This is a genomic window from Streptomyces sp. NPDC059009, assembly GCF_042740175.1.
Taxonomy (GTDB): Bacteria; Actinomycetota; Actinomycetes; order Streptomycetales; family Streptomycetaceae; genus Streptomyces.
In genome coordinates this window covers 305,690-332,668 of the sequence record NZ_JBHYJB010000002.1, presented here as the reverse complement: position 1 = coordinate 332,668, position 26,979 = coordinate 305,690, and the positions used below count along the sequence as shown (strand labels likewise).

The 26,979-nt window shown below is 71.8% G+C and carries 23 protein-coding genes; 6 read left to right on the top strand and 17 right to left on the bottom strand.

Annotated elements, in window-relative coordinates; translation table 11 throughout:
* Nucleotides 1-4 precede the first annotated feature (4 nt).
* Genes ACFWYM_RS03280 through pdhA (ACFWYM_RS03270) form a run of 3 tightly spaced genes read right to left on the bottom strand, consistent with a single transcriptional unit; the run spans nucleotide 5 to nucleotide 3,724 of the window.
* Entirely contained in the window at nucleotides 5-1,492 is a 1,488-nt protein-coding gene (locus ACFWYM_RS03280; RefSeq protein WP_384829328.1) for a dihydrolipoamide acetyltransferase family protein, read from the bottom strand.
* Between the two features lie 10 nt (nucleotides 1,493-1,502).
* On the bottom strand, nucleotides 1,503-2,483 hold the full coding sequence (locus ACFWYM_RS03275; protein ID WP_384829326.1) for an alpha-ketoacid dehydrogenase subunit beta: 981 nt from the start codon (nucleotides 2,481-2,483) through the stop codon (nucleotides 1,503-1,505).
* Nucleotides 2,484-2,485: 2 nt separating this feature from the next.
* Entirely contained in the window at nucleotides 2,486-3,724 is a 1,239-nt protein-coding gene (pdhA, locus tag ACFWYM_RS03270) for a pyruvate dehydrogenase (acetyl-transferring) E1 component subunit alpha (RefSeq protein ID WP_384829325.1), read from the bottom strand.
* 358 nt (nucleotides 3,725-4,082) lie between these two features.
* On the opposite strand from pdhA (ACFWYM_RS03270), the gene ACFWYM_RS03265 reads away from it, so the two are divergent.
* Together ACFWYM_RS03265 and ACFWYM_RS03260 are read left to right on the top strand one after the other, a co-directional pair.
* Entirely contained in the window at nucleotides 4,083-4,742 is a 660-nt protein-coding gene (locus ACFWYM_RS03265) for a response regulator (RefSeq protein ID WP_384829323.1), read from the top strand.
* Between the two features lie 135 nt (nucleotides 4,743-4,877).
* Complete coding sequence (locus tag ACFWYM_RS03260) at nucleotides 4,878-5,312, top strand: pyridoxamine 5'-phosphate oxidase family protein (RefSeq protein WP_384829321.1); 435 nt, start codon at nucleotides 4,878-4,880, stop codon at nucleotides 5,310-5,312.
* 135 nt (nucleotides 5,313-5,447) lie between these two features.
* Here the strand turns inward: ACFWYM_RS03260 and ACFWYM_RS03255 are convergent, their stop codons facing one another.
* Complete coding sequence (locus tag ACFWYM_RS03255; RefSeq protein WP_384829319.1) at nucleotides 5,448-7,052, bottom strand: protein kinase; 1,605 nt, start codon at nucleotides 7,050-7,052, stop codon at nucleotides 5,448-5,450.
* A 307-nt stretch (nucleotides 7,053-7,359) separates the two neighbouring features.
* Here ACFWYM_RS03255 and ACFWYM_RS03250 point away from each other — a divergent pair, with 307 nt between their 5' ends.
* Nucleotides 7,360-8,988, top strand: a complete 1,629-nt coding sequence (locus tag ACFWYM_RS03250) for a protein kinase (RefSeq protein ID WP_384829317.1) — start codon at nucleotides 7,360-7,362, stop codon at nucleotides 8,986-8,988.
* A 107-nt stretch (nucleotides 8,989-9,095) separates the two neighbouring features.
* On the opposite strand, the gene ACFWYM_RS03245 is transcribed toward ACFWYM_RS03250, so the two are convergent.
* A complete protein-coding gene (locus ACFWYM_RS03245; RefSeq protein ID WP_384829315.1) occupies nucleotides 9,096-9,641 on the bottom strand; it encodes a bacterial proteasome activator family protein in 546 nt (181 codons plus the stop codon).
* Nucleotides 9,642-9,798: 157 nt separating this feature from the next.
* Between ACFWYM_RS03245 and ACFWYM_RS03240 the strand changes: the two genes are divergently transcribed.
* On the top strand, nucleotides 9,799-10,362 hold the full coding sequence (locus ACFWYM_RS03240) for a hypothetical protein (protein ID WP_384829314.1): 564 nt from the start codon (nucleotides 9,799-9,801) through the stop codon (nucleotides 10,360-10,362).
* A gap of 63 nt (nucleotides 10,363-10,425) precedes the next feature.
* On the opposite strand, the gene ACFWYM_RS03235 is transcribed toward ACFWYM_RS03240, so the two are convergent.
* From ACFWYM_RS03235 to pdhA (ACFWYM_RS03205), 7 genes are all read right to left on the bottom strand, one after another.
* Entirely contained in the window at nucleotides 10,426-11,406 is a 981-nt protein-coding gene (locus ACFWYM_RS03235; protein ID WP_384829312.1) for an NAD(P)H-quinone oxidoreductase, read from the bottom strand.
* A gap of 195 nt (nucleotides 11,407-11,601) precedes the next feature.
* Nucleotides 11,602-12,699: a potassium channel family protein gene (locus tag ACFWYM_RS03230; RefSeq protein ID WP_384829310.1), complete on the bottom strand. Its 1,098-nt coding sequence runs from the start codon at nucleotides 12,697-12,699 to the stop codon at nucleotides 11,602-11,604.
* On the bottom strand, nucleotides 12,696-14,198 hold the full coding sequence (locus ACFWYM_RS03225) for a molybdopterin-binding protein (RefSeq protein ID WP_384829308.1): 1,503 nt from the start codon (nucleotides 14,196-14,198) through the stop codon (nucleotides 12,696-12,698). Before ACFWYM_RS03225 ends, ACFWYM_RS03230 begins: the two co-directional genes overlap by 4 nt.
* A complete protein-coding gene (locus tag ACFWYM_RS03220) occupies nucleotides 14,195-15,205 on the bottom strand; it encodes a DUF6457 domain-containing protein (RefSeq protein ID WP_384829306.1) in 1,011 nt (336 codons plus the stop codon). Before ACFWYM_RS03220 ends, ACFWYM_RS03225 begins: the two co-directional genes overlap by 4 nt.
* Nucleotides 15,206-15,354: 149 nt before the next feature.
* A complete protein-coding gene (locus tag ACFWYM_RS03215; RefSeq protein WP_384829304.1) occupies nucleotides 15,355-16,788 on the bottom strand; it encodes a dihydrolipoamide acetyltransferase family protein in 1,434 nt (477 codons plus the stop codon).
* Nucleotides 16,788-17,813 carry an alpha-ketoacid dehydrogenase subunit beta gene (locus ACFWYM_RS03210; protein WP_384829302.1) on the bottom strand — a complete coding sequence of 342 codons (1,026 nt, stop codon included), beginning with the start codon at nucleotides 17,811-17,813 and terminating at the stop codon, nucleotides 16,788-16,790. The genes ACFWYM_RS03215 and ACFWYM_RS03210 overlap by 1 nt, the downstream gene beginning before the upstream one ends.
* Nucleotides 17,810-19,000: a pyruvate dehydrogenase (acetyl-transferring) E1 component subunit alpha gene (gene pdhA / locus ACFWYM_RS03205; RefSeq protein WP_384829300.1), complete on the bottom strand. Its 1,191-nt coding sequence runs from the start codon at nucleotides 18,998-19,000 to the stop codon at nucleotides 17,810-17,812. Before pdhA (ACFWYM_RS03205) ends, ACFWYM_RS03210 begins: the two co-directional genes overlap by 4 nt.
* Before the next feature lie 204 nt (nucleotides 19,001-19,204).
* Here pdhA (ACFWYM_RS03205) and ACFWYM_RS03200 point away from each other — a divergent pair, with 204 nt between their 5' ends.
* On the top strand, nucleotides 19,205-19,690 hold the full coding sequence (locus tag ACFWYM_RS03200) for an Lrp/AsnC family transcriptional regulator (protein ID WP_384829432.1): 486 nt from the start codon (nucleotides 19,205-19,207) through the stop codon (nucleotides 19,688-19,690).
* Nucleotides 19,691-19,775: 85 nt separating this feature from the next.
* Here ACFWYM_RS03200 and ACFWYM_RS03195 read toward each other — a convergent pair whose 3' ends face one another.
* Nucleotides 19,776-20,369: a TetR/AcrR family transcriptional regulator gene (locus tag ACFWYM_RS03195; protein ID WP_384829298.1), complete on the bottom strand. Its 594-nt coding sequence runs from the start codon at nucleotides 20,367-20,369 to the stop codon at nucleotides 19,776-19,778.
* Complete coding sequence (locus ACFWYM_RS03190) at nucleotides 20,366-21,895, bottom strand: 3-hydroxyacyl-CoA dehydrogenase (RefSeq protein ID WP_384829296.1); 1,530 nt, start codon at nucleotides 21,893-21,895, stop codon at nucleotides 20,366-20,368. Before ACFWYM_RS03190 ends, ACFWYM_RS03195 begins: the two co-directional genes overlap by 4 nt.
* A gap of 277 nt (nucleotides 21,896-22,172) precedes the next feature.
* On the opposite strand from ACFWYM_RS03190, the gene paaN reads away from it, so the two are divergent.
* A complete protein-coding gene (paaN, locus tag ACFWYM_RS03185; protein WP_384829294.1) occupies nucleotides 22,173-23,858 on the top strand; it encodes a phenylacetic acid degradation protein PaaN in 1,686 nt (561 codons plus the stop codon).
* A gap of 32 nt (nucleotides 23,859-23,890) precedes the next feature.
* Here the strand turns inward: paaN and ACFWYM_RS03180 are convergent, their stop codons facing one another.
* From ACFWYM_RS03180 to ACFWYM_RS03170, 3 genes are all read right to left on the bottom strand, one after another.
* Nucleotides 23,891-24,640 (bottom strand): TrmH family RNA methyltransferase, encoded by a 750-nt coding sequence (locus ACFWYM_RS03180; RefSeq protein WP_384829430.1) that lies wholly within the window; start codon nucleotides 24,638-24,640, stop codon nucleotides 23,891-23,893.
* A gap of 62 nt (nucleotides 24,641-24,702) precedes the next feature.
* Nucleotides 24,703-25,938, bottom strand: coding sequence for an HTTM domain-containing protein (locus ACFWYM_RS03175; protein ID WP_384829292.1), 1,236 nt, complete (start codon nucleotides 25,936-25,938; stop codon nucleotides 24,703-24,705).
* The gene (locus ACFWYM_RS03170; protein WP_384829290.1) at nucleotides 25,935-26,843 is read right to left on the bottom strand and encodes a DUF5819 family protein; all 909 of its coding nucleotides are present in this window, start codon (nucleotides 26,841-26,843) and stop codon (nucleotides 25,935-25,937) included. The genes ACFWYM_RS03175 and ACFWYM_RS03170 overlap by 4 nt, the downstream gene beginning before the upstream one ends.
* Between the last annotated feature and the right edge of the window lie 136 nt (nucleotides 26,844-26,979).

Here is a 26,979-nt window from a genome sequence, read left to right as displayed (position 1 = left end):
TGGCTTACGCCCAGGTGAACAACCGCTTCGGCTGCTCAAGGACCGCGGCCACATCGGCCAGCACCTTGGAGCCCAACTCCCCGTCCACCAGGCGGTGGTCGAAGGAGAGGGCGAGGGTGGTCACCTGGCGCGGCTTGACCTTGCCCTTGTGGACCCACGGCTGCAGCTTGATCGCGCCGACCGCGAGGATCGCGGACTCTCCGGGATTCAGGATCGGCGTGCCGGTGTCGACGCCGAAGACGCCGACGTTCGTGATCGTCACCGTGCCGCCCTGCATCGCCGCGGGCGACGTCTTGCCGGAGCGGGCCGTGGACACCAACTCGCCCAGGGACGCGGCGAGTTCGGGCAGTGTCTGGGAGTGTGCGTCCTTGATGTTCGGCACGATCAGACCGCGCGGGGTGGCCGCCGCGATGCCCAGGTTCACATAGTGCTTCTGGACGATCTCCTGGTTCGCCTCGTCCCAGGCCGCGTTGACGTCCGGGTTGCGGCGGATCGCGACGAGCAGGGCCTTGGCGATGAGCAGCAGCGGGTTGACCCGCAGCCCCTCGAAGCCCTTGTCCTGCTTGAGCTCCTCGACGAGCTTCATCGTGCGCGTCACGTCGATGGTCACGAACTCCGTGACGTGCGGCGCCGTGAAGGCCGAGCCGACCATGGCCTGGGCGGTGGCCTTGCGCACGCCCTTGACGGGGATGCGGGTCTCGCGGGCGTCGGCGGCCGCCACGGAGGCGGGGGCCGCCACCGGGGCGGGCTGCTCGACCACGGGCTGCCCGACCGCCTGCGGCGGGGGCGCCTGGGTCACCCTGGCCGCCGTCGCCGCGTGCACGTCCTCGCGGGTGATGATGCCGTCCGGGCCGGTCGGCGTGACCGTCGCGAGGTCGACTCCGAGGTCCTTGGCGAGCTTGCGCACGGGCGGCTTCGCGAGCGGGCGGGCGCCGCCAGTCGCCTGCGGGGCCGGGGTCGCGGCGGGGGCAGGGGCCGGAGCCGCGCTGCCGTTCAACTCGGCCTGTACGGCGGACGCGTAGTACGTCCCGGCGGGCGGCTCCTCGGCCTGTCCGGGGACGGGCTTGCGGGCGCGCCGCTTGGTGGAGGACTCGGAGACCCCGTACCCCACGAGGACGGGCTGCCGCCCGGTGGGGGCCTCCTCCTGCGCGGGCTCGGCGGGCGCGGGAGCGGGCTCGGCGGACGCGGGTGCCTCGGCGGCGGGTGCGGGCGCCGGAGCGGCTCCGCCACTCACGTCCACCGAGATGATCACCTGGCCGACGTCCACCGTCGTGCCCTCGGGGAAGCGCAGTTCACGGACCACCCCGTCGTACGGGATGGGCAGCTCCACGGCGGCCTTGGCGGTCTCGACCTCGCAGACCACCTGGCCGTCGGTGACCGTGTCACCGGGCTGCACGTACCACTTGAGGATCTCCGCCTCGGTGAGTCCCTCGCCCACGTCGGGCATCTTGAACTCGCGGACGGCCTGTGCGGCGTCAGTCATCGTCGTCACACTCCTCTCCTCAGTACGCAAGCGAGCGGTCGACGGCGTCGAGCACCCGGTCCAGGCCCGGCAGGTACTCCTCCTCGATCCGGGCCGGCGGATACGGCGCGTGGAACCCGCCGACCCGCAGCACCGGAGCCTCCAGGTGGTAGAAGCACCGCTCGGTGATGCGCGCGGCGATCTCCGCGCCGGAGCCGTAGAACACCGGGGCCTCATGGACCACGACGAGCCGGCCCGTCTTCTCGACGGACGTCTGCACGCTGTCGAAGTCGATGGGCGACATGGAGCGCAGGTCGAGGACCTCGAGGGACTTGCCCTCCTCCTCGGCGGCGGCCGCGGCCTCCGTGCAGACCTTCACCATCGGCCCGTAGGCCGCGAGCGTCAGGTCCGAACCGGCGCGCACCGTACGGGCCTTGTGCAGCGGGCCGGGGATGGCTTCGGTGTCGACCTCGCCCTTGTCCCAGTACCGCCGCTTCGGCTCGAAGAAGATGACCGGGTCGTCGCTCTGGACGGCCTGCTGCATCATCCAGTACGCGTCCGCCGCGTTCGACGGCGAGACCACCTTCAGGCCCGCCACGTGCGCGAACAGCGCCTCGGGGGACTCACTGTGGTGCTCGACGGCGCCGATGCCTCCGCCGTACGGAATGCGGATGACGACCGGGAGCTTGATCTTGCCGAGCGCCCGCGCGTGCATCTTCGCGAGCTGCGTGACGATCTGGTCGTACGCGGGGAAGACGAAGCCGTCGAACTGGATCTCCACGACCGGCCGGTACCCGCGCAGCGCGAGGCCGATCGCGGTACCCACGATGCCGGACTCGGCGAGCGGGGTGTCGATGACCCGCTCCTCACCGAAGTCCTTCTGCAGCCCGTCCGTCACGCGGAAGACGCCGCCGAGCTTGCCGACGTCCTCGCCCATGATCAGGACCTTGGGGTCGGACTCCAGGGCCTGGCGCAGCGACTCGTTGATCGCCTTGGCGATGGGAAGCTTCTGTACGGCCATGGCTACTTGCCCTCCCCCGCGTCCGCGAACGACGCCTGGTAGGCGGCGAATTGGGCGCGCTCCTCGTCCACGAGGGCGTGGCCGTCCGCATATACGTTGTCGAAGATCGCCATCGGTTCCGGATCCGGCATCGCCCGCACCGCCTCTCGCACTCGTTTGCCCAACGCTTCGCTCTCCGCTTCGAGTTCCGCGAAGAATCCCTCATCCGCGTGACCTTCGGACTCGAGATAGGCGCGCAGGCGCTGGATCGGGTCCTTCGCCTCCCATGCCTCGCGCTCCTCGTCCCTGCGGTACTTGGTCGGGTCGTCGGAGGTGGTGTGCGCGCCCATGCGGTAGGTGAACGCCTCGATGAGCGCCGGTCCTTCACCCCTGCGCGCCCGCTCGAGCGCCCACTTGGTGACCGCGAGACAGGCCAGCACGTCATTGCCGTCGACGCGGATGCCGGGGAAGCCGAAGCCCTGCGCGCGCTGGTACAGCGGCACCCGGGTCTGCCGCTCGGTCGGCTCGGAGATCGCCCACTGGTTGTTCTGGCAGAAGAACACCACCGGCGCGTTGTAGACCGCGGAGAACGTGAAGGACTCGGCGACGTCTCCCTGGCTGGAGGCGCCGTCACCGAAGTACGCGATCACGGCCGAGTCCGCGCCGTCCTTGGCCACGCCCATCGCGTAGCCGGTGGCGTGCAGCGTCTGCGAGCCGATGACGATCGTGTACAGGTGGAAGTTGTTGCTGTTGGGGTCCCAGCCGCCGTGGTTCACGCCGCGGAACATGCCGAGCAGATTCGTCGGGTCGACCCCGCGGCACCAGGCGACGCCGTGCTCGCGGTAGGTCGGGAAGACGTAGTCGTCGTCGCGGGTGGCCCGGCCCGAGCCGATCTGGGCGGCCTCCTGGCCGAGCAGCGAGGCCCACAGGCCCAGCTCGCCCTGGCGCTGCAGGGAGGTGGCCTCGGCGTCGAACCGCCGGGTGAGGACCATGTCGCGGTACAGCCCGCGCAGCTCCTCGGCGGTGATGCCGTCGACATACGCGGCGTACTCGGCGTGCGGGGAGTTCTTCGGGTGCTTGACCCGCTTGCCCTCGGGGGTCAGCAGCTGAACGAGCTCGGGCTGCGCGGCCTTCGTGGGCGTGGCCTTACGGGGTGCGGCCTTCTTGGCCGCCGCCTTCTTGGCTGTGGCCTTCGCGGGCGTGGCCTTCTTGGCCGCCGCCTTCTTCGGCGCCGCCTTCTTGGCGGTGCTCTCCACGGTCACGTGTGCTCCTCCGTCGGTCCGGACCCCGGGGTTGCCGGGAGCCAGTACGGCTCGCCTGCTCCGTGCCCGCGCACGGGGGTGGGTGCGACTCGGCCGGGAACAGGCGTGACAGGTGCCCCGGCGAGTGCCCTGCCTTATGCACGTTACCCAGTGAATACCGAAACTGTGAAACCCCATCTGACCTGCGACTTTGCTTGGAAATCCAAGTAAATGGTTGCTCGGATTTCCAAGTAAATCGAGAAAGCGGGAAACCGTTCCTGGTCACAGCACTGATCACAGCCTGGCAGGGGGCCGGAACACCGGCACGTTATCCCGGCCACCCCGGGCACGGGAAGAGTTCGTGTGTGACACTGACACCGTGCGCGAAGATGGAAAAATCACGGTATTCCTCCTCGACGACCACGAAGTGGTGCGCCGCGGAGTCCATGAGCTGCTGTCCGTCGAGGCCGACATCGAAGTCGTCGGCGAGGCGGGTACGGCGGCGGACGCCCTGGTCAGGATCCCGGCCACGCGCCCGGACGTGGCCGTCCTCGACGTCCGGCTCCCCGACGGCAGCGGGGTCGAGGTGTGCCGCGAGATCCGCTCGCAGAACGAGGACATCAAATGCCTGATGCTCACCTCGTTCGCCGACGACGAGGCGCTCTTCGACGCGATCATGGCGGGGGCGTCCGGCTACGTCCTCAAGGCCATCCGCGGCAATGAGCTGCTGACCGCCGTGCGCGACGTGGCCGCGGGCAAGTCCCTGCTCGACCCGGTCGCCACGGCCCGCGTCCTGGAGCGGCTGCGCGACGGCAACAACGCCAAGGGCGACGACCGCCTCGCGAACCTCACCGAGCAGGAGCGGAAGATCCTCGACCTGATCGGCGAGGGCCTCACCAACCGCGTGATCGGCGAGCGGCTCCACCTCGCGGAAAAGACGATCAAGAATTACGTCTCCAGCCTGCTCTCCAAGCTGGGCATGGAGCGGCGTTCGCAGGCAGCGGCCTATGTGGCCCGCATGCAGGCGGAGAAGCACTGACCCGCTGACCTGTATTTTTGCGGTTCTTTCCCCGGCTTTTACCTGAGCCGGGGAGGGCGGGGGAGGACTTACGTCCCCGGGACCAGGGGCGGGATCCCCTTTTCCGACGCCTTGTCCGTCAACGATGGTGGGGGCATGCCCACCGACGCCACCGACGAACAGCTCGCCTTCGAACTGCTCAGCCGAACCGACTACGGCCGAGTGGCGACCAGCATGCGCGCACTGCCCTTCCTCGCGCTCGCCCGGCACGTCGTCATCGACGGCCGGATCCTGCTGCGCATGCACAAGGGCTACGGCCACCACCAGGCATGCATCGGCAGCGTGGTGGCGTACGGCTCCGACAACTTCAGCCCGCGCACCCCGCACGACGGCGGCTGGTCCGTCCAGTTCGTGGGCACCTGCGAGGCCATCGAGCCGACCACCGCCGAGCTGGAGCTCTTCGGCGCGGGCCCGCGCTTCGTCGACGGCGAGCCCTTCGACCCGGTCTATCTGCGCATCGAGCCGCAGATGGTCACGGTGAACACCCTGCAGGGCGCGGGCGAGCGCCAGCGGGTGCTGCGGCTGGCCTGAGCGGCCCACGCACAGCCGGCCTGAGCGGCCCACACATAAGGGCGCGGAACCCCGGTCGGGGTCCCGCGCCCTTATGGCACGTCCGTGGCTCTATGCATGTCCGTGGCTCTATGGCATGGCCGGCATGTCCGCGGCTCAGGCTCCGTTGGGTCCGCCGAAGGACCCCTCGTCCGTGCCGCCGTTGCCGCTGCCGCCGTCGGCCGAGGTCTCCGGGTCGGACGGCTCCGTCTCCGGGTCCGAGGGCGTGGTCTCCGGGTCCGACGGGGTCGTCTCCGGGTCCGAGGGCGTGGTCTCGGGGTCGCTCGGCTGGCTGTTGGTCGGCGTCGGGTTCTGCGACGGTGTGTTGTGCGAGGGCGGCGGGCTGTACTCGGACTGGCCGCCGGTGCCGCCGCCGGGATCCGTCTCCTCGTCCGTCGTCTCGTCGTCCGGGCTCTTGCTCGGCTTGTCCGACTGGGACTGCTTCGTGGTGGGCGTCGTCGGGCCGTTGTCGGGCTTCTTCTTGTCGCCCGTCGCCTGCAGCGCGAACGCGACACCGGCCGCGATCGCGATGATCGCGAGCACCGCGAAGAGCCACATCTTGCCGCGGCCCTTGCCGCGCCCGCCGTCGCGGTACCCGCCGTCGAAGCCGCCGTCGTCCCCGCCCGACTGCCGCAGCATCGGCTGCGCCGGGATCTGCGCGGTGCCGGAGTCGCCCGGGTGCGGCATCGCCGCGGTGCCCGCGACGCCCATCGCCGGGGTGTTGCCGCCCTCGTGCATGCCGATGGCGGCCATGTCGACGGGGCCGGTGTTCCACGTACCGGTGTGGCTGCCCTGCTCGCCGAGCATCGACAGGCCGTACTGGACCAGGCCGCGCATCTCCTCGGCGGTCTGGAACCGGTCGTCCGGGTCCTTCGCGAGCGAGCGCATGACCAGGCCGTCGAGCTCCGGCGGCGCCGCGTCCGAGACCTCGGAGGGCGGCACCGGGGCGTCCTGGACGTGCTGGTACACCACGGACAGCGGCGTCTCACCCGTGAACGGCGGCCGCAGGGCGAGGAGTTCGTAGAGCAGACAGCCGGTCGCGTACAGGTCGGAGCGGTGGTCGACGGCCTTGCCCAGCGCCTGCTCGGGGGAGAGGTACTGCGGGGTGCCCATGACCATGCCGGTCTGCGTCATCGTCGACTGCGCGCCGTGCAGGGCGCGGGCGATGCCGAAGTCCATCACCTTCACCGCACCGGTGTTGGTGATGATCACGTTCGCGGGCTTGATGTCGCGGTGCACGATGCCGTGCTGGTGCGAGTAGGCGAGCGCCTCCAGGACACCGGAGACGATGATCAGCGCCTGCTCGGGCCCGGGGGCCTCGGCGTTGATCAGCAGGTCCCGGATCGTCCGTCCCTCGACGATCTCCATGACGATGTACGGGACGATGTTCGGCCCGACCTGGTCCTCGCCCGAGTCGTAGACCGCCACCACCGCATGGTGGTTGAGGCCCGCGACGGACTGGGCCTCGCGCGTGAAGCGGGCCTTGGAGACCGGGTCCTCGGCGAGATCGGAGCGGAGCAGCTTGACCGCGACCATGCGCCCGAGCCGAACGTCCTCGGCGGCGAACACCTCCGCCATGCCGCCCCGGCCGAGCCGCCGGGTGAGTCGATATCGGCCATCGCCGACAAGCCCGCCGTTGCCCCACATCTCCGGCGCGTCTGACATACCGCCGCCAGTCGCCTCGGGGTCGGACGGGCCCTGAGCGCGCTGCGTCTGTGCCATCAGTCCTCGCCGTCGTTTCTGATCGTGGTACGTCTTGATTGCGTACGTCGCGGTACAGGGGTCTCCGCCGTGCCACGCTACAGCCTTCGCGGGGCATGCCGGTCCGAGGTGGACCGGACATCCAACCCCCCACAGGCCCCTTCGCGCAAACTTGTAACGCTTCCGAGACGCTTCTTGCTCGTACGGTCACGGAACGGGCACCGAGCTTGACGCGTCATCGTCCTCGGGCAGACTTGGCCTGGAATAGCGGTAATCGATCACCAGCCGCGGAGCCGCCTCGGCCACCGCGCCGATGGGGGACGCACAAATGAGCCAGGACGGCGCTGCACAGGGCCGGTATGCGGGGCGCTCCCTCGCCGGCGGCCGCTACCAGCTGCAAGATCTGCTGGGCGAGGGCGGCATGGCCTCCGTACACCTGGCCTACGACTCCGTCCTGGACCGACAGGTCGCGATCAAGACCCTGCACACCGAGCTCGGCCGCGAGCAGTCCTTCCGCGAGCGCTTCCGCCGCGAGGCCCAGTCCGTGGCGAAGCTCACGCACACGAACATCGTGTCGGTCTTCGACACCGGCGAGGACGAGCTGGACGGCGCGACGATGCCGTACATCGTCATGGAGTACGTGGAGGGCAAGCCGCTCGGCTCCGTCCTGGACGCCGCCGTGCAGCAGTACGGTGCGATGCCCACCGACCAGGCCCTGAAGATCACCGCGGACGTCCTGGCGGCCCTGGAGATCAGCCACGAAATGGGCCTGGTCCACCGCGACATCAAGCCCGGCAACGTGATGATGACGAAGCGCAACGTCGTCAAGGTCATGGACTTCGGCATCGCCCGCGCCATGCAGTCCGGCGTCACCTCGATGACCCAGACGGGCATGGTCGTCGGCACCCCGCAGTACCTCTCGCCCGAACAGGCCCTGGGCCGCGGCGTCGACGCCCGCTCCGACCTGTACTCGGTCGGCATCATGCTCTTCCAACTGTGCACCGGGCGGCTCCCGTTCGAGGCGGACTCGCCCCTCGCGATCGCGTACGCGCACGTCCAGGAGGAGCCGGTCGCGCCCTCCTCGATCAACCGCTCCCTTCCTCCCGCGCTCGACGCGATCGTCGCCCGCGCGCTGAAGAAGAACCCGAACGAGCGTTTCCCGACCGCCGAGTCGATGCGCGACGAGTGCCTGCGCGTCGCCCAGTCCTTCCAGGCGGCGGCGCCGAGCATCGTGCCGGGCGCGCAGACCGCGAGCGGCGCGGGCGTCGGCTCCGCGGTGTTCCCGCCCGTCGACTCCTCGCTCCCCCAGCAGGGCGGCGTCCAGACCCCGTACCAGCCCCAGCCGGGCCAGTACGGCGCGCCCACCCCGGCCCCGACCCCGGGCTACGGCTACCCGCAGCAGGGCGCCTACCAGACCCCGGCGCCGACGAACGCGTACGCGCCGCAGGCGTCCCAGACCCCGCCGCCGTACACCATCAACCCCGCCCCGACGCAGACGTCGGGCGCCCCGGGCAGCGGCGGCCGCAAGAAGAACATGCCGGTGATCGTCGGCTCGATCATCGTCGCCCTGCTCGCCGTCGGCGGCCTGATCACGGCGATCTCGCTGAACGGCGACGACAAGGGCGGCGACCCCTCCGACAAGAAGTCCAAGACGCCGGTCGCGGGGCACCGGGGGCCGGACCGCTCGAAGACGATCGAGACGACGGAGTGCACCGAGCCGGACACGGCGTACAACGACGAGACCAAGATCAAGATGCCGAACTTCACGTTCAAGGACATCTTGTCCGTGAAGAAGTGCCTCCAGAAGGCGGGCTGGCACTACACGCCCAGCGACTACGACGAGAACACGTACGGCGAGGGCATGGTCATGGAGCAGTACCCGAAGGCCGACGAGGACGTGGACCCGAAGGACATGCCCAACATCGAGCTGAAGGTCTCGACGGGCAACCCCTCCTGACCGAGGCGCGGTTCGTCATCCGTCCGACGTACGAAGGGGCCCGGCCACGCGCGCTGCGTGACCGGGCCCCTTCGTGTGTCCGTCGAGGCCGTCGAGGGTGCGAGCGGTCAGAGGTACGGGCCTCCGGAGCGGCCCGCGATACCGCCGCCCTCCGCCTCCTCCTCGCCGCCGCCCACGCCCGGCGGCAACGCCCGGCGCATCTGCTCCAGTTGGGCCCGCGCCGCCATCTGCTGGGCGAACAGGGTCGTCTGGATCCCGTGGAACAGGCCCTCGAGCCAGCCCACCAACTGGGCCTGCGCGATGCGCAGTTCGGCGTCGCTCGGCGTTCCCTCGTCCGTGAAGGGCAGGGAGAGGCGCTCCAGCTCCTCGACGAGCTCGGGGGCGAGACCGTCCTCGAGCTCCTTCACCGAGCTGGCGTGGATCTCCTTGAGGCGCTGCCTGCTCGCCTCGTCCAGGGGAGCCGCCCGCACCTCCTCGAGCAGCTGCTTGATCATGCTGCCGATGCGCATGACCTTCGCCGGCTGTTCGACCATCTCCGTCACCGGGACCTCGCGGGAGTCGTCTTCTCCTCCGCCGCCGAGGGCCATTCCGTCCTGTCCGACGACCAGGACCTGGGGGTTCTCCGGCGACCTTTCGTTCCTCGGCATCTCCATGCCGCCATTCTCTCGCACGCGTCCGTCTCCCCTCCGTGGTGCCCCCGGAGAGCGGTGATCCACCACTCATTGCCCGAGATGCCGGATTCCTCGCTCCATGTGACGCTGACAGCACGCGTTGATCTTGGCAACCCGGTGACGGGAGGGGGCGACGACGGTGTTCTCACGGCTCCTGCCGGCAGCCGCCCTGACGGCGGCGCTGCTGGTGCCCGGGTACGTCGGGCACGCCGGTCCCCCTTCCGCCGCGTCCGCCGCGTCCACCACGTCCATCGCGTACGTGGGCGGGGGCGCCCTCGTGGCGCGCGCACCGGTGGCGGCCGAGCCGAGCGGTGAGACGCGGGCCGGGAGCCGGGCCGGGGAGGGGCGGGCGCGGCCGGGGAGGGCGGAGCCCATGGAGCCTGCCGAGCCCCTGGATCCGGCCTCGGAACCGGCCTCTGATCCGGCTTCGGAACCGGCCTCGACCAGGGAACCCGTACGGTCGGCGCCACCGTCCCCGGTGTCCCCGCGAGAGACGAAGCCGAGTCCGGCGCGCACGCCTGTGCGCACCCCCGCGCGCACCTCGACCGAGGCACGCGAGGCCCGCGAGGCGCACGCCGCAGCGGCCCGCACCGCCTCGGGGAGCCGACAGGCCGTCCCGGGGCTGCGCATCCTGCCGCTCGGCGCGGGCCTCGTGTTCATCGGCCTCGGCCTGGCTTTCCTGGCGCTGCGGCTGCGCCGCTAGGTCGTCTCCCGGTGGGTCGTGGTCCGGTAGGTCGTGTCCGGCCCAGGGACCGTCGCGGGCCTCCTAGCCGCGCGTGAGCAGGACCTTTCCGATGTGGCTGCTCTCCTCCAGTACGCGATGGGCCGCGGCCGCCTCGCTCATCGGCAGCGTGCGGTCCACGACCGGGCGCACCCGGCCCCCGCCGATCAGCGGCCAGACGTGCTCACGCACCGCCGCGACGATGGCCGCCTTCTCGGCGATGGGACGGCCGCGCAGCGAGGTCGCGGTGACCGCGGCGCGCTTGTTCAGGAGCGCGGCGATGTTCAGCTCGCCCTTGACGCCGCCCTGCATGCCGATGATCGCGAGGCGCCCGTTGACCGCGAGGGCGCGCACGTTCCGGTCCAGGTACTTGGCGCCCATGATGTCGAGGATGACGTCCGCCCCGGCGCCGTCCGTGGCCCGCTCGATCTCCTCGACGAAGTCCTGCTCGCGGTAGTCGATCAGGATGTCCGCGCCCAGCTCGCCGCAGAACGCCAGCTTCTCCTTGCCGCCCGCCGTGACCGCCACCCTGGCGCCGATCGCCTTCGCGAGCTGGATCGCCATGGTGCCGATGCCGCTGGCACCGCCGTGCACCAGGAGCGTCTCGCCGGGGCGCAGATGGGCCACCATGAACACGTTGGACCAGACCGTGCAGGTCACCTCGGGCAGCGCCGCGGCCTCGGCCAGGGAGAGGCCCTCCGACACGGGCAGCAGCTGGCCCACGGGCACGGCGACCTGCTCCGCGTAGCCGCCGCCCGAGAGCAGTGCGCACACCTCGTCGCCGACGGCCCAGCCGGAGACGCCGGGGCCGAGCGCGGTGATGCGGCCCGCGCACTCCAGGCCGGGGTAGGGGGAGGCGCCGGGCGGCGGGTTGTAGAAGCCCTGGCGCTGCAGCAGGTCGGCGCGGTTCACGGCACTGGCCGCCACCTCGACCAGCACCTCACCCTCACCGGGCACGGGGTCGGGCACTTCGGCCCACACAAGCGCTTCGGGGCCACCGGGTTCGGGGATCGTGATCGCATGCATGGCCGCGAGGCTACTCCTGGGGTGCCTCGTCGGGACGGCGCCCTACGAGGGGCGCGGGGCTGTGCTCGATCGGCGGCTCCGCCGCAGGGCGCGAGCAACCACGACGAGCCCGCAGGGGCCAATGGCGCCCATGCGCAGACGGAAACGCCTCCTGGAGCGCAGGGAACTGTTCAAGAGCCACCGAGAGCCGAGCTCTCACTCCGAGGGCAACGGCCGCGTACCGGCCGTGCTCTGCTCGCCCCGCGAGACCCGCACGATCGTGATCAGGCGATCCGTAGCCTTCAGCCCGCCCACCGCAGGGTCGTCGTACCCCAGCAGCCGATGCCCTCGCACCACGCTCACCACCAGGTCGTCCAGGTCCCGCGGCCCCTTGCCGACCTCGGCCTTTATCACCGGCCGCTCGACGATGTCGAGGCCGCTGCCCTGCTGGATCAGGTCCTCCATGACCATGCCCGCGCTCGGGCTGAGCACGGAGAGCCCGAGCAGCCGGCCCGCCGCGCTCGCGCTGGTGATGACCGCGTCGGCGCCGGACTGGCGCAGCAGCGGCGCGTTCTCCTCCTCGCGCACCGCCGCGACGATCTTCGCCCCACGGTTGAGCTGCCGTGCGGTGAGCGTGACCAGGACCGCCGTATCGTCGCGCTGGGTCGCGATGATGATCTGGCGGGCCCGCTGCACCTCGGCGCGGAGCAGCACATCGCTGCGGGTCGCATCGCCGATGACGCCCGCGAAGCCATGGGTCGTGGCGGCGTCGACGACCTTGGAGCTGGGGTCGACGACCACGATCTGCTCCGGCTTGAGACCGGTGGCGCAGACAGTCTGGATCGCGGACCGCCCCTTGGTGCCGAAGCCCACGACGACGGTGTGATCACGCAAGTTGGACCTCCAGCGGGCCAGCCGCCACTCCTCGCGCGTGCGTTCCGTGAGCACTTCGAGCGTGGTACCGACCAGAATGATCAGGAAGAGCACGCGCAGCGGCGTGATCAGCAGGATGTTGCAGAGCCGCGCGCTGTCACTGGCCGGGACGATGTCGCCGTACCCGGTGGTGGAGAGCGTGACGGTCGCGTAGTACGCGGCGTCGAGGAAGTCGACGCCGTTGTCGGTGTTGTCGTTGTAGCCGTCGCGGTCGATCCAGACGATGAAGGTCGTCAGGGCGAGCACGAACAGGGCCATCGCCAGGCGCTTGGAGACCTGCCGCAACGGGCGCTCGACGACGCGGCGCGGCAGTTGGATCCGATGGGTGACGAGGTGCTCGTCGGCCTGGCGGGCGATCGCGTCATGGCCGGGCAGTTTCACGTGAAACACACCCCGTCGTCCTGCCGGCCGACCCTCAACTCCCCTGCCGGTGCGCCCGGTTCGGCCCACGGCAGATCGAGGATCTCCAGCTCCTGGCCCTGCCGGGCGCCCCCGGGCGGGACCACCGCGAGGCCGTCGGCGGCGGCGATGCCACGGAGCATCGCCGGGCCGTTGTAGTGCAGCGGCACCGCCTGCTCGCCGCGCACGGCGACCGGTACGAGCCGGGTGTCGTGCGGATGGCCGTGCACGTCCTCGCGCAGGGGAGCGGCATACGGCTCCACGGCGGCTCGGCCCGAGAGCGTGCGCAGCAGCGGCTCGGCCAGCGTGAGGAGGCCGGAGACGGCGGCCAGCGGGTTGCCCGGCAGACCCACGAGGTGCTGGTCCCGGCTGATGCGGGCCAGCAGCATGGGGTGGCCCGGTCGGACCGCCACCCCGTCCACGAGGAGCTCGGCGCCGATGCGGTGCAGGGTGGGGTGGACGTGGTCGACGGGTCCTGAGGCGGTGCCGCCGGTCGTCACGATGAGGTCGGCGCCGGACGAGGTGACCGCGTCGTGCAGGGCCTCGGCGTCGTCACCGAGCCGTCGGACGGCGGTGACGTCGGCGCCGAGGGCGCGCAGCCACGGCGGCAGCATCGGCCCGAGCGCGTCCCGGATGAGTCCGTCGTGGGGGCGCCCCTTGGTGAGCAACTCGTCGCCGAGGACGAGGACTTCGACGCGCGGGCGGGGGAGCACGGCGAGCTCGTCGTACCCGGCGGCCGCGGCCAGGCCGAGGACGGCGGGGGTCACCAGGGCGCCGGGGGGCAGGAGTTGGTCGCCGGAGCGGCACTCCTGGCCGCGCGGGCGGATGTCCTGACCGGGCACGACCTCGCCCTTGCCGTGCAGCCGGCCCTTGTCGTCGATGCGGCCGTGCTCGCTGCGGATCACGGCGGTGACGTCCTGCGGGATGCGGGCGCCGGTGGCGATGCGGACCGCCTCGCCGTCCGACAGCGGCTCGGCGTCGCCGTGCCCCGCGAGCACCCCTGCCTCGTCGGGCCGCACCGACCAGGGCCCGGGCCCCGCGACCGCCCATCCGTCCATCGCGGACGTGTCGAAGGAGGGCAGGTCGGTGAGGGCGGCGAGCGGTGTGGCGAGCACCAGGCCGAGCGCCCGGTCGAGGGGCGCGGAGACGGCGGCGGCCGCGAGGGCCGGGAGGTCCAGGGGACGCAGCGCCCGGGCGGCGACCTGACGGGCGGCGGGCCAGGGGGTGGTGTGCGCGTGGGGCCGGGCTCGCCGGGTCCGGGCGCCCGCGCTCTCGGCCGCCTTCTGGTCCGGGGCGCGGGTCGGCTCCTCGCCGCGCGCCTCTCGGCCGGGCCGGCGCGGGCCGGGGGCGGGACCGGCGGACGCGGTGTCGGACACGGGTGCGGCGGGCGCGGCCGGTGACGTCGTGCTCTGCGGCCGGTCCCCGTTCACCAAGGCGAGGGCCTCGTCGAACTCGGCGTCGGGTGCGGGCTGCCCGCTCATCCGGCGCCCGAACCCGCGTCGGGGCCGCCCGGCTTGGCGTCCGGCTGGTCCTCGTCCGCCCAGCGGACCGCGAGCGCGGCCGCCTTGCGGGCGGCCTCCGCCACGGCTTCGGGGCCGCCGGTGCCGCCCTGGGCCGCGGCCTGTGCCGCCGCGTACCCGACGAGGAAGGTGGTCAGCGGTGCCGCCGGCCTGGCCACGCCGTGCGCGGCGTCGCGGGCGAGGTCGAGCAGGACGCCGGTGTCGACGTCGAGGTCGATGCCCAGTTCGGCTTTGACTGCGGAGATCCATTCATCAAGCACTCGTCCATGCTCCCTGATACGCGCCCGAGCGGCGGCGATGTCATCCCAGGTGTCGCAGTCGAAGGACGCGACGGGGTCGCTGACCCGCACCAGCTCGAGCCGCTCGGTGAGGCGCCGCAACGGCAGCCCGGCCGCCCCGCCGTGCACGGCTGCCAGGTGCGCGATCTCACGCCGGAGCGAGGCACTCCGATAGGCGGCGACCAGGGGTTGATCCCGACCCTCGGGGTCGGTGAGCACGGCGCCGTCGGCGGGGGTGGGGGTGGGGGTTTCAGCGGGGACGCCGACTTCGGCAGCGACACCGGCTTCAGTGGGGACGTGGGCTTCGGCGGGTGCGCCCCCGTCCCGAAGCGCCGCCAGCAGCGCCCGTACCGTCTGCTCGCCGAGGAACGGCAGATCGGCGGAGAGCACGACCACGGCCGCCGCCTCCGTGTGCCGCAGGCCCGCCTCGAGCGCGGCCAGCGGGCCGCCGCCCGCCGGTTCCTCGCGCGCCCACACCACGGGCCGTACGGTGTGCCGCCGCTCCGCCACCACGACCGTGGTCCCGGCGTCCGCGCAGGCGGTCAGGACCCGGTCGAGCAGCGCCCTGCCACCGACGCGCACGGCGGGCTTGTCCGCCCCGCCGAGCCGCCTCGCCCCGCCCCCGGCGAGCACCACGGCGTCGTACGGGACGACGGGCGCCGGGTCGGGCGGGTCCTGGTGCGCGGTCATCCCCCGAGTATGGGCGCACGCACGATCAATGCCACCCCCGCGAAGGGTCCCTCCTGTGCGGGACTTCCGTCACACCACTCCCGCGCGTGGGGGCGTCGCGGACTTCACATGCGGCGGGGACCTCAACATCGACCGCAGCGCCGCGGACCTCACATCGACCGCAGCAGCACCGCCGGTTGCTCCACGCAGTCCGCCACGAACCGCAGGAACCCGCCCGCCGTGCCCCCGTCACACACCCGGTGGTCGAAGGTGAGCGAGAGCTGCACGACCTGACGTACCGCCAACTCCCCCTGGTGCACCCAGGGCTTCGGCACGATGCGCCCGACGCCGAGCATGGCCGCCTCGGGGTGGTTGATGATCGGCGTGGATCCGTCGACCCCGAACACCCCGTAGTTGTTGAGGGTGAAGGTGCCGCCGGTGAGCTCTGCGGGCGTGAGCGCCCCGGCGCGGGCGGAGTCGGCGAGCCGCCCCAGCTCGGCGCTGAGCGACTCCGTGTCGCGCGCGTGCGCATCCCGTACGACGGGGACGACGAGCCCCCGGTCCGTCTGCGCCGCGAAGCCGAGGTGCACCGCGTCGAGCTGCACGACCTCGCGTGCCTCCAGGTCCACCGTGGAGTTGAGCTCCGGGTGGCGGGCGAGGGCGGCGACGCAGATGCGGGCGAGCAGCGCGAGGACGGAGATCTTCGGGCCGCCCGACGCGTTCATCTCGGTGCGCACCCGCATCAGTTCCGTGGCGTCCGCGTCCACCCAGCAGGTCGCGTCCGGTATCTCGCGGCGGCTGCGGGACAGCTTGTCGGCGACGGCACCACGCAGCCCGCGCAGCGGAATCCGCGTCCCGCGCGCGGGGGCGGCCCCCGCACCGGTGACGGACGACACCGCAGGCGTGGCGGCACGGGCCGAGGCGCGCAGCACGTCCTCGACGTCGGCCCGCAGGATCAGCCCGTCCGGACCGCTGCCCGCCAACTCCCGCAGATCCACGCCGTTCTCGCGAGCCAGCTTGCGCACGAGAGGCGAGATCACCGGGACCGGTCCGCTCGGTACCTGCGCCGCCCCCCGGGGCGCGGGAGGCTCAGGGCGCGCAGGGGGCGCGGCAGGAACGGGGGGAACGGGAGGAACCGGCTCGGGCGCCCACACATTCCGCACCCTCCTGCGCCGCGCGGGAGGGGCGCCGGTGCCGTACCCGACGAGGACGTTGCCGGACGAATCGTCGGCCGCTGAGGCCATGGAAGGCGCAGAGGTCGCGGAGTCCGCAGCGTCCACGGAGTCCGCCGCCGACCGCACCGGGGACCCGACGGCCCCCTCGGACGTCTCCCCGCGCGCGGGAGTCCCCACTGCCACCGTCAACAGCGGCGCCCCCACCGGCAGTTCCGCCCCCTCCTCGCCGAAGCGGGCCGTCACCACCCCTCCGTAAGGGCAGGGCACCTCGACCATCGCCTTGGCCGTCTCCACCTCGACGACCGGCTGGTCCACCTCGACGACGTCCCCCACCTGCACGAGCCAGCGGACGATCTCGGCCTCCGTGAGGCCCTCGCCGAGGTCGGGCAGCTTGAACTCCAGGCTGTTCACATCAAAAGCAGGCGCCATCAGCTCTCCGCCTCCCACTGCAAGCGGGCGACCGCGTCCAGGATCCGGTCCACTCCCGGCAGATGATGCCGCTCCAGCATCGGCGGCGGATAGGGGATGTCGAATCCGGCCACGCGCAGCACCGGCGCCTCCAGGTGGTGGAAGCAGCGCTCGGTGACCCGCGCCGCGATCTCGCCGCCGGGGCCGCCGAAGCCGTTCGACTCGTGCACGACCAGGGCCCGGCCGGTGCGGCGCACGGACGCGCACACCGTCTCGTCGTCGAACGGCACCAGGGAGCGCAGATCGACCACTTCGAGGTCCCAGCCCTCCGCGCGCGCGGCGTCGGCCGCCTCCATGCAGACGGGGACGGACGGGCCGTATGTGAGGAGCGTGGCGCTGCGGCCGGTGCGCCGCACCACCGCGCGCCCGACCGGCTCGACCCGCTCCGGGGCATCCGGATTCCACTCGGCCTTCGACCAGTAGAGCCGCTTGGGCTCGAGGAAGACCACCGGGTCGTCCGAGGCGATCGCGGCCCGCAGCAGGCCGTAGGCGTCGGCGACGGTGGCGGGAGCGACGACATGGAGACCGGGCGTCGCCATGTAGTACGCCTCCGAGGAGTCGCTGTGGTGCTCGACGCCGCCGATCCCGCCGCCGTACGGGACGCGGATGGTGATCGGCAGCGGCATCGCCCCGCGCGTGCGGTTCCGCATCCGCGCCACATGGGAGATGAGCTGCTCGAAGGCGGGGTACGCGAAGGCGTCGAACTGCATCTCGACGACGGGCCGCAGCCCGTACATCGCCATGCCGACCGCCGTGCCCAGGATGCCCGCCTCGGCCAGCGGCGTGTCCGTGACACGGTCCTCGCCGAACTCGGCGGCGAGCCCGTCGGTGATCCGGAAGACGCCGCCGAGCGCCCCGACGTCCTCTCCGAAGAGGTGCACCGACGGGTCCTCGGCCATCGCGTCGCGCAGCGCGCGCCCGAGGGCCTGCGCCATCGTGGCGGGTTTGGTGGCCTGCTTGGCGGACCGGGCCGCGACCGTGGTCATCGCGCGTTCTCCTCGCCTGCCGTGCCGTGCCCGGCCTCGCCCGTCCCACCCGTCTCGCCCGCGTCCTCCGCCGACGCCTCCAGCTCGGCCCGCAACTGGGCCGCCTGCTCGCGCAGTTGGGAGGTCTGCTCCGCGTACACGTGCGTGAAGAGGTCCATGGGGTCGAGGACCGGGTCCTGGTTCATGCGCTCCCGCAGGTCGGCCGCGAGGGCCTCGGCGTCCTCGCGGGCCGTCCGTATCGCCTCGTCGTCGAGGAGGCCGCGCTCGGTCAACTCCCGCTCCAGGAGCAGGATCGGGTCGTGCTCGCGCCAGGCTTCGACCTCGGCGTCGACCCGGTAGCGGGTCGCGTCGTCCGCGTTCGTATGCGCGTCCATCCGGTACGTCACCGCCTCGACGAGCGTCGGGCCGCCGCCCTCACGCGCGCGGGACACGGCTTCGCTCAGGACGTCGTGCATCGCCACCGCGTCGTTGCCGTCCACCAGGCGGCCCGGCATCCCGTACCCGACGGCCTTGTGGGCCAGGGACGGTGCGGCCGTCTGCTTGGCGAGCGGGACGGAGATCGCGAAGCCGTTGTTCTGCACCAGGAAGACCACGGGGGCCTGCCACACGGCGGCGAAGTTCAGCGCCTCGTGGAAGTCGCCCTCGCTGGTGCCGCCGTCGCCGACCATGGCGAGCGCGACCACGTCGTCCCCCTTGAGGCGGGCGGCGTGCGCGAGGCCCACGGCGTGCGGGAGTTGGGTGGCGAGCGGGGTGCTCAGGGGGGCCACGCGGTGCTCGCGCGGGTCGTACCCGGTGTGCCAGTCGCCGCGCAGCAGCGTCAGGGCGGCCACCGGGTCCAGGCCGCGGGCGACGGCGGCGAGGGTGTCGCGGTAGCTGGGGAAGAGCCAGTCCCGCTCCTCGATGGCGAGCGCGGCGGCGACCTCGCACGCCTCCTGGCCGGTACTCGACGGGTAGACCGCGAGCCGTCCCTGCTTGGTGAGCGCCGTCGCCTGCGCGTTGTACCTGCGGCCGCGCACCAGCTGCCCGTACAGCCTGCGCAGCAGCTCGGGGGCGGCCTTTCCGGCGGCCTCGGTGCCGAGGACGCGGTAGGGCTCCGCGTCGGGCAACAAGGGTGCGGGATCGGTCCTGAGCTGCCAGGCAGGGGGTGGGGCGGGCCGGTAGGAGCCACGCTGCTCCATGACCGTCATGACGGCACCTCCTGGGGGAAGCTGTCTCCTTGTGGGAACGGCATCAGAGGCGCGGTCTGTGATGCGCCTCACCTACCGATTGTTCGGTCGTCGGCACATTTTGGCTACAGGCACCTTCAGGCTGTGGACAAACGGTTCTGCACAGCCTGAGATGAATGCAGTACGTCCATGGTAGGGAGGCGGGGGGACATGGCATCTGAACGAATGGCCGACGGACCCGGCGGCCACTCCCCTGAGCCCCAACCGCGCTCCCTCGACCCGATCGACCGCGACATCCTGCAGATACTGCACACGGACGGTCGCGCCTCGATACGCTCCGTGGCCGAGCGCGTGCACGTCTCGCGCGCCAACGCGTACGCGCGCATCAACCGCCTCATCGACGACGGGGTGATCCGCGGCTTCGGCGCCCGGATCAACCACGAGCGGGCCGGGCAGGGAGCGTCCGCGTACATCACGCTCAAGATCGTTCAGAACACCTGGCGGACAGTGCGCGACCAGCTGCGCGCCCTGCCGGGGGCCTCCCACATGGCCCTGGTCAGCGGGGACTTCGACGTCCTGCTGCTGGTGCACACCCCGGACAACCGCGCCCTGCGCGAGCTCGTCCTCACCCGCATCCAGGCCATCCCCGAAGTGCTCAGCACGCGCACGCTGCTGGTCTTCGAAGAGGACGACCTGGAGCCGGACCACTGAGCGGCGGCCCGGCCCTCGCGGGCCTGCGGGCCCGGGCCTCCCGAGCCTGCCGGGCCTGCGACGCCTCAGTCGCCCATGCGCGGACTCAGCCGTCCTTGCGCAGCCCCGCGAAGGCCAACTTCACGACGGCGTCGGCCACTTCGGACGAGGCCGCCGCGCCACGGCTGTCCGGCCGGTACCACTCCACGACGGAGTTGATCATCCCGAAGAGCAGCCGGGTGGCGAGCCGCAGCTCGACGTCGGAGCGCAGGTCCCCGTCGGCGACGGCTTTCTTGAGCAGTTCGGCCACCTGGTGGTCGAACTCCCTGCGCCGCTCCATCGCCCACCGCTCGGTGTCGGTGTTGCCGCGCACCCGCAGCAGGAGGGTCACATACGGCAGTTCGGCGACAAGCACCTCGACGGTGCGCCGGGTGACGTACTCCAGACGCTCCACCGCGCTGCCCACGCGCGCGTGCTCCTCGGCGAGGATCCCGAAGAGCCCGTCGATCGCCCGGCTGACGGCCCGGCGCAGCAGCTCCTCCTTGCCCGCCACGTGGTGGTAGATCGACGACTTGGAGATGCCGGCCGCCTTGGAGAGGTGCTCCATGGACGTGCCGTCGTAGCCGCGTTCGTTGAAGACCCGGACCGCCACCGAGAGGAGGGTCTCGGGGGTGTAGGTGTCGCGTCTGGCGGTGGTCATGCGTCCTCCTCGCGTGCGGCCGACTCGGCGGCCGCACGACGGCGCAGCGCCTGCGACGGCGCGTAGCGGCCGGTGGGGTACTCCTCGTGCAGGTACTCCAGGGTGTCGAGGACCCACCCCGCGCCGAGCTCGGCGCCCCATGCGAGCGGCCCGCGCGGGTAGTTGACGCCGAGGCGCATCGCGGTATCTACGTCCTCCGGCCCGGCGACACCGCGCGCGACGGCGTCCTGGGCGTAGTCGACGAGCATGGCCACGGTACGGGCCACGATCATCCCGGGGACGTCGGCGACGACGCTGACGCGCTTGCCCAGCGCCTGGAAGAGCCCCACGGCCTCGCCGAGCTGCTCCTCGCTCACGGTGACGGCGGGCGCCAGGGCGATCCGGGTCGCGGCCTTGTAGTCGAGGGCGAGATCGAAGTGGATCACCGGCGCCGAGGCGTCGTCGGCGGCCGAGCCGTCGGCGAGGAAGAGCCTTACCCCGCTGGGGAGTTCGATCCAGCCGGGGTAGTCCGGGTCGATGGGCTCCTCGTGGGCGACCTCGATCCCGCTGCCGGCGATCAGCTCGACCAGGGCGCTCGCCTGGTGCAGTTCCCCGCACACGGCGACCGACTCCGGGGCGGGTGCGGGCGCCGCCGTGTGCGGCTCCGCGCGCGGGACGCCGTCCCCGTACGCGTACCAGCCCTGCCCCGACTTGCGGCCGAGGCGGCGCGACTCGACGAGGCGGCGCTGGGCGAGGGACGGGGTGAACTTGGGGTCCTGGAAGAAGGAGTCCCAGACGGAGCGCGTGACAGCCTCGTTGATGTCCTGGCCGATGAGGTCCGTGAGCTCGAAGGGGCCCATCTTGAAGCCGCCGCTCTCCCGCAGGACGGCGTCGATCGTGGCCGGGTCGGCGGCCCGCTCCTCGTACAGTCGCAGCGCCTCGGCGTAGAAGGGCCGGGCGATGCGGTTGACGATGAACCCTGGGGTGTCGGCGCTGCGCACCGGCGTCTTGCCCCAGGCCCGTGCCGTCTCGTACGCGCGCGTGGCCGCCTTCCCGTCCGTCGCGAAGCCGCTGACGACCTCGACGAGGGGCAACAGGGGCGCGGGGTTGAAGAAGTGCAGGCCGACGAAGCGCCCGGGGTGCGCGAGCGGGCCCGCGACGGCGGTGACCGACAGCGACGAAGTGTTGGTGGCGAGCAGACAGTCCTCGGCGACCACCTCTTCGAGGTCCTGGAACAGCCGCTGTTTCACGTCCAGTTGCTCCAGGACGGCCTCGACGACGAGCCCACAGCCGGCGAGGTCCGCGAGGCTCTCGGCGGGCGTGATCCGCGCGATCGCGGCGTCCCGGTCCCCGGCCGTGAGACGGCCCTTCTCGACGAGTCGGTCCAGGCGTCCCGTGATCGCCACGACCGCCTCCCGGGCGCGGCCCCGGACGGCGTCGTACAGCCGCACCGGGTGGCCCGCGACCAGGGCGACCTGGGCGATGCCCTGGCCCATGGTGCCGGTGCCGACCACGGCGACAGGGCTGCTGAGATCGAGTGCTGTCATGCCCACCCGTCGCCCACCGCCACCCTGTTCGAGACGCTTCGCGCCACACCTTGCATTCAATCCTCCCGTACGGATTCCATGGCCAGAGCTTCGGGGTGCCCTGATGGCAAGGGGCCGACGGCGAACCTCAGCCGGTTTTCCACAGGTTCGGCAGACCCTCTTGTCCCGACCGATCGTTCGGTTACTCTAGCTCTGTCTGCTTGCTCCTGCCCACCACCCGCAGCCACCCGGCTCACCAGCTCGACGAAGAGCTGACCCGACGAGGAGTTGGTTCGTCATGGCCGCCGAACTCACCGCGCACCAGCTGATCGCCCAGCACCGGCCCGTCCTCGACCAGGCACTGGAGACGATCCGCACCCGCGCGTACTGGTCCCCCCACCCCGAGCACCCCAAGGCGTACGGGGAGAGCGGGAGCCTGAGCCTCCCCGAGGGCAAGGCCGCCTTCGACGCCCTCCTGGGCAGCCGCTTCGACCTGGACCAGCCCGGCACGGACGACTGGGCGGGCGCCGAAGTGTCGCCGTACGGCCCGGAGTTGGGGATCACGTACCCGCACCCCGACATCGACACCCTGCTCCCCGCGATGCGCGCCGGAATGCGCGCCTGGCGCGAGGCGGGCGCGGAGCTGCGCGCGATGGTGTGCCTGGAGATCCTGGCCCGCATCAGCGCCCGCACCCACGAGTTGGCGCACGCGGTCATGCACACCAGCGGCCAGGCGTTCATGATGGCGTTCCAGGCGGGCGGCCCGCACGCCCAGGACCGCGGCCTGGAAGCGGTGGCGTATGCCTATGTGGAGCAGTCCCGCACGCCGGACGCCGCGGAGTGGAACAAGCCCCAGGGCAAGCGCGACCCCCTCGTCATGGACAAGCGGTTCACCCCGGTCGCCCGCGGCATCGCACTCCTCATCGGCTGCAACACCTTCCCTACGTGGAATGGTTATCCGGGACTCTTCGCCTCCCTGGCCACCGGCAACCCCGTCCTGGTCAAGCCCCACCCGCGCGCGGTGCTGCCCCTCGCCCTGACCGTCAAGATCGCCCGCGAGGTCCTCGCCGACGCGGGCTTCGACCCGAACCTGGTCGCGCTGGCCGCCGAGCGGCCGGGCGAAGGCATCGCCAAGACCCTCGCCGTCCGCCCCGAGGTCAAGATCATCGACTACACGGGCTCGACGGCCTTCGGCGACTGGCTGGAGGCCAACGCCCGCCAGGCGCAGGTCTACACGGAGAAGGCGGGCGTCAACACGGTCGTCGTCGAGTCGACCGACAACTACAAGGGCATGCTGTCGAACCTCGCGTTCTCCCTGTCCCTGTACAGCGGTCAGATGTGCACCACCCCGCAGAACCTCCTCATCCCCCGCGAGGGCATCGACACGGACGCGGGAGCGAAGTCGTACGACGAGGTGGTGAGCGACCTGGCGAGCGCGGTCGGCGGCCTCCTCGGCGACGACGCCCGGGCGAACGGGATCCTCGGCGCCCTGGTCAACCCCGATGTGAAGGCCCGCCTCGAAGCGGCCCCCAGTATCGGTGAAGTCGCCCTGGCCTCACGGGAGATCACCAACCCGGAGTTCCCGGACGCCGTGGTCCGCACCCCGGTGATCGTCAAGCTGGACGGCGCGAAGCCGGACGCCGAGGCCGCCTACCTCAGCGAGTGCTTCGGCCCGGTCTCCTTCGCGGTCGCGGTCGACTCGGCGGCCGACGCGGTGGAGCTGCTGCGCCGCACGGTCCGCGACAAGGGCGCGATGACGGTCGGGACGTACACGACGTCGGACGAGGTGGCGGACGCCGTCCAGGAGGTCTGCCTGGAGGAGTGCGCCCAGCTGTCCCTGAACCTGACGGGGGGCGTCTATGTGAACCAGACGGCGGCCTTCTCGGACTTCCACGGCTCGGGCGGCAACCCGGCGGCCAACTCCGCGCTGTGCGACGGCGCGTTCGTGGCCAACCGCTTCCGGGTGGTCGAGGTGCGCCGCTAGGGCCCGTCCCCAGGCGTCCCGCGCGCGGCGGTTCAGGCTCCCGGGACCGGGGGCCTGCCCGCCGACGCCGACCAGTGGAAGAGGGCCATGCCGACGCTCGTCGCCAGGTTGTAGCTCGACACCTGGGGCCGCATCGGCAGGGAGACCAGATGATCCGCGCGGGCCCGCAGCGCGGCGGACAGGCCGCTGCGCTCGGAGCCGAAGGCCAGGACGGCGTCGTCGGGCAGCTTGAGGCCGCGGATGTCCTCGCCCTCCGCGTCCAGGGCGAACAGCGGACCGCTCGGCAGTTCCCCGACCGCCATCCGCTCCACGGCCGTCGCGAAGTGCAGCCCGGCACCGCCGCGTACGACGGTGGGGTGCCAGGGGTCGAGGGTCCCGGTGGTGATCACCCCGGTGGCGCCGAAGCCCGCCGCGAGCCGGATCACCGCCCCCGCGTTGCCCAGATTGCGGGGATCGTCGAGCACGACGACCGGGGTGGCGCGCGGGGTGCGGGCGAGCGCCGCGAGGTTCTCCGCGCGCGAAGGACGCTCGGCGAGGGCGGCCACCGCCGTGGGATGCAGCCGCGGCACCAGGGAGCGCAGCGCGTCGTCGGGGACCTCCGTGACCAACTCCGCGAGGCCGGCGCGGACATCGGGGGCGAGCTCGTCGGCGAGTGCCAGGACGGCGGTGCGGTCGCTGCTCAGCACCACCGGGATCCGGGCGCCGAAGCGCAGCGCGTGCTTGATCGCGTGAAAGCCGTCAAGCAGCACGGAGGTCTCGGCGAGCCCGCGCCAGGCGCGCAGCGCCCCGTCCACGCCCTCGCCACCTGTCCCACTTCCAGATCCCACATGTCCGTTTCCAGCCGTCACGGCGTGAAGCCTACGCGCGTCTCCTCGGCGCCCTCCTGGACCCGCCCCTCGTCCGTCTGCTCCGCGTATCCCTCCGTACGACGCTGCCCCGGAAGCCCCGCTCCGCCGCGCGCGAGCACCCGCCCCCGCGTGTGGGCGGCCCAGCCGCCCACACGCCGCAGGAACGACGTCGGCAGGAACACCGCGTCGGCGGCGATCATCGCGAGCGAGAAGAAGGGCAGGCCGAGGACGACCGCGATCACGGCGTGCTCGCACATCATGGCCGCCAACAGCACGTTCTTCACCCGGCGGTTGATGAGCGTGAAGGGGAAGGCGACCTGCACCGCGACCGTCCCGTAGGTCACCAGCATCACCATCACACCGTGGTCGGCGAGCAGGTCGGAGAGCGCGGGCCAGGGCGAGAAGTAGTCGAGGTGCAGCGGGTAGTAGACGGCCGTGCCGTCCTGCCAGCGACTGCCCTGGATCTTGTACCAGCCCGCCGTGGCGTAGATCAGACACGCCTCGACCATGATCACGAGCAGGGCCGCGTTGTGCGCGAGCGAGGCGATGACGTCGAGGAGCAGCCGCGCCTTGCCCAGCGACTCCCGCCGCCCGACGGCCCACCACAGGCCGTGCGCCACCCACAGCCCCCAGAACAGCAGCAGCCAGCCGCCGGAGAGCTCGCCCATGAACGTCACCACGGAGAGGGCGAGTCCGAGCACCCACCACAGGACGATCCCCACCGGGTCGTCCCCTTGTTCGCGCCTGTCGGCACGCGCGCGTGCCGCCCGTCGCGCGTCCAGGGACCAGACCTGGCCGCAGCGCGTGAACACCAGGTAGATCGCCATGAGATGGATGACGTTGTCGCCGCCGTCCCCCATGAAGATGCTGCGGTTCTGCAGCGAGAGCACGCCGATCATGAAGAGCACGGACATCGCGCGCGTGTGCCAGCCGAGCAGCAGCAGGGCGCTGCTCACCATCGCCAGTGCGTAGACGACCTCGAACCAGAGCCGCCCGTCCGACCACATCAGCGCCGTGAACGCGTGGTTGCTCGCGATCAGCTGCTGGGCCATGTCCCAGTTCCACGGCCCGTCGGGCCCGTACAGCTCGCGTCGGTTGGGGAGTTCACGCAGCAGGAACAGCAGCCAGGTGGCGGAGAACCCGATGCGGATCACGGCCGTCTGGTACGGGCCGAGACCGGACGCGGTGACGTGGTTGATCCCGCGCGCGAGTCGCTCTGCGAATCGGTTCACCGCTCGTCCCCCCGATTCTGTTCGTTCCCCCGTGTCTGTTCGTCCCCCCGTGTCTGCCGCTCCTGCGCTGCCGTCCTGGTGCGGGCCTCGTCGGGCAGGGGCATGTCCTCGGGCGTCACCGTCCACCACGGCAGCAGCCGGAGCACCGGCTTGGTGCTGGTCTTCTCGTCACTCCACCGGGGCGGCCGCACATTGGTCGTGCGGGAGCGGATCTGGACGCGCTCGATGCGGGCGTCGGGACCGCCCGGCCGCTCGCGGTCGATCCGCATCAGCACGATGCGCCGGACATAGCGCTCGGAGAGCTGCCCGCGCAGGCCGCTGGGACGATTCTCCGCGTCGTGCGAGCCGACGTAGAAGTCCCAGGCGCGGCGCAGCTCGTTCTGCTGGATGTGGCTGGGCAGCGGGTTTCCGTCGATGTCCGCGCCGTCCTGCGCGGACAGGTCGTACCACTCGGTGGTCCCGGTGCCCCCGTCGGCCGTACGGAACTCCGCCCGGGCCTGCACCGCGACGTTCTGCTGCAGCGGGTTGGGCGCGAACAGCTTCCAGTTCTGCTCGAACTCGGGGTAGATCCACCAGTCGACGGCCTCGCCGTGCTTCTTGCTCACCGTGTTCGAGGGCGCGACGTGCAGGAAGACCATCCCGACGTGGACGCAGGCCGTGACGGCGATGACCGCGAGCGCCAGGGCCGCCACGAGCTGGTAGCCGATCGGGAGGGCGGCGATGCCGGTGCGGGGCGGGGCCGGGGGAGGAGGGGGAGAGACAGGAGAGGCAAGAGAAGCAGGAGAGGCAGGTGGCACGGCGGGCGGGGGCGAGGAGCCGACCACGGCATCGGCCGAGGGATCAGCCGAGGGATCGGCCGCCGCCTCACCGGGCCGGGGGTGCGCCCCGTCGTCGTACGCGTCCATTCCGCCCCGATTCCCGTCGCCGCACCGACCCCGGCCGCTGCGCGCCGAGTACCCCAGCGGCCACTCTGCCGGGCCGCTGCGCACGGGCACGGTACTCAGACAGGCCCGTCAGGCACAGCGTCCGTGAGGTTATCCA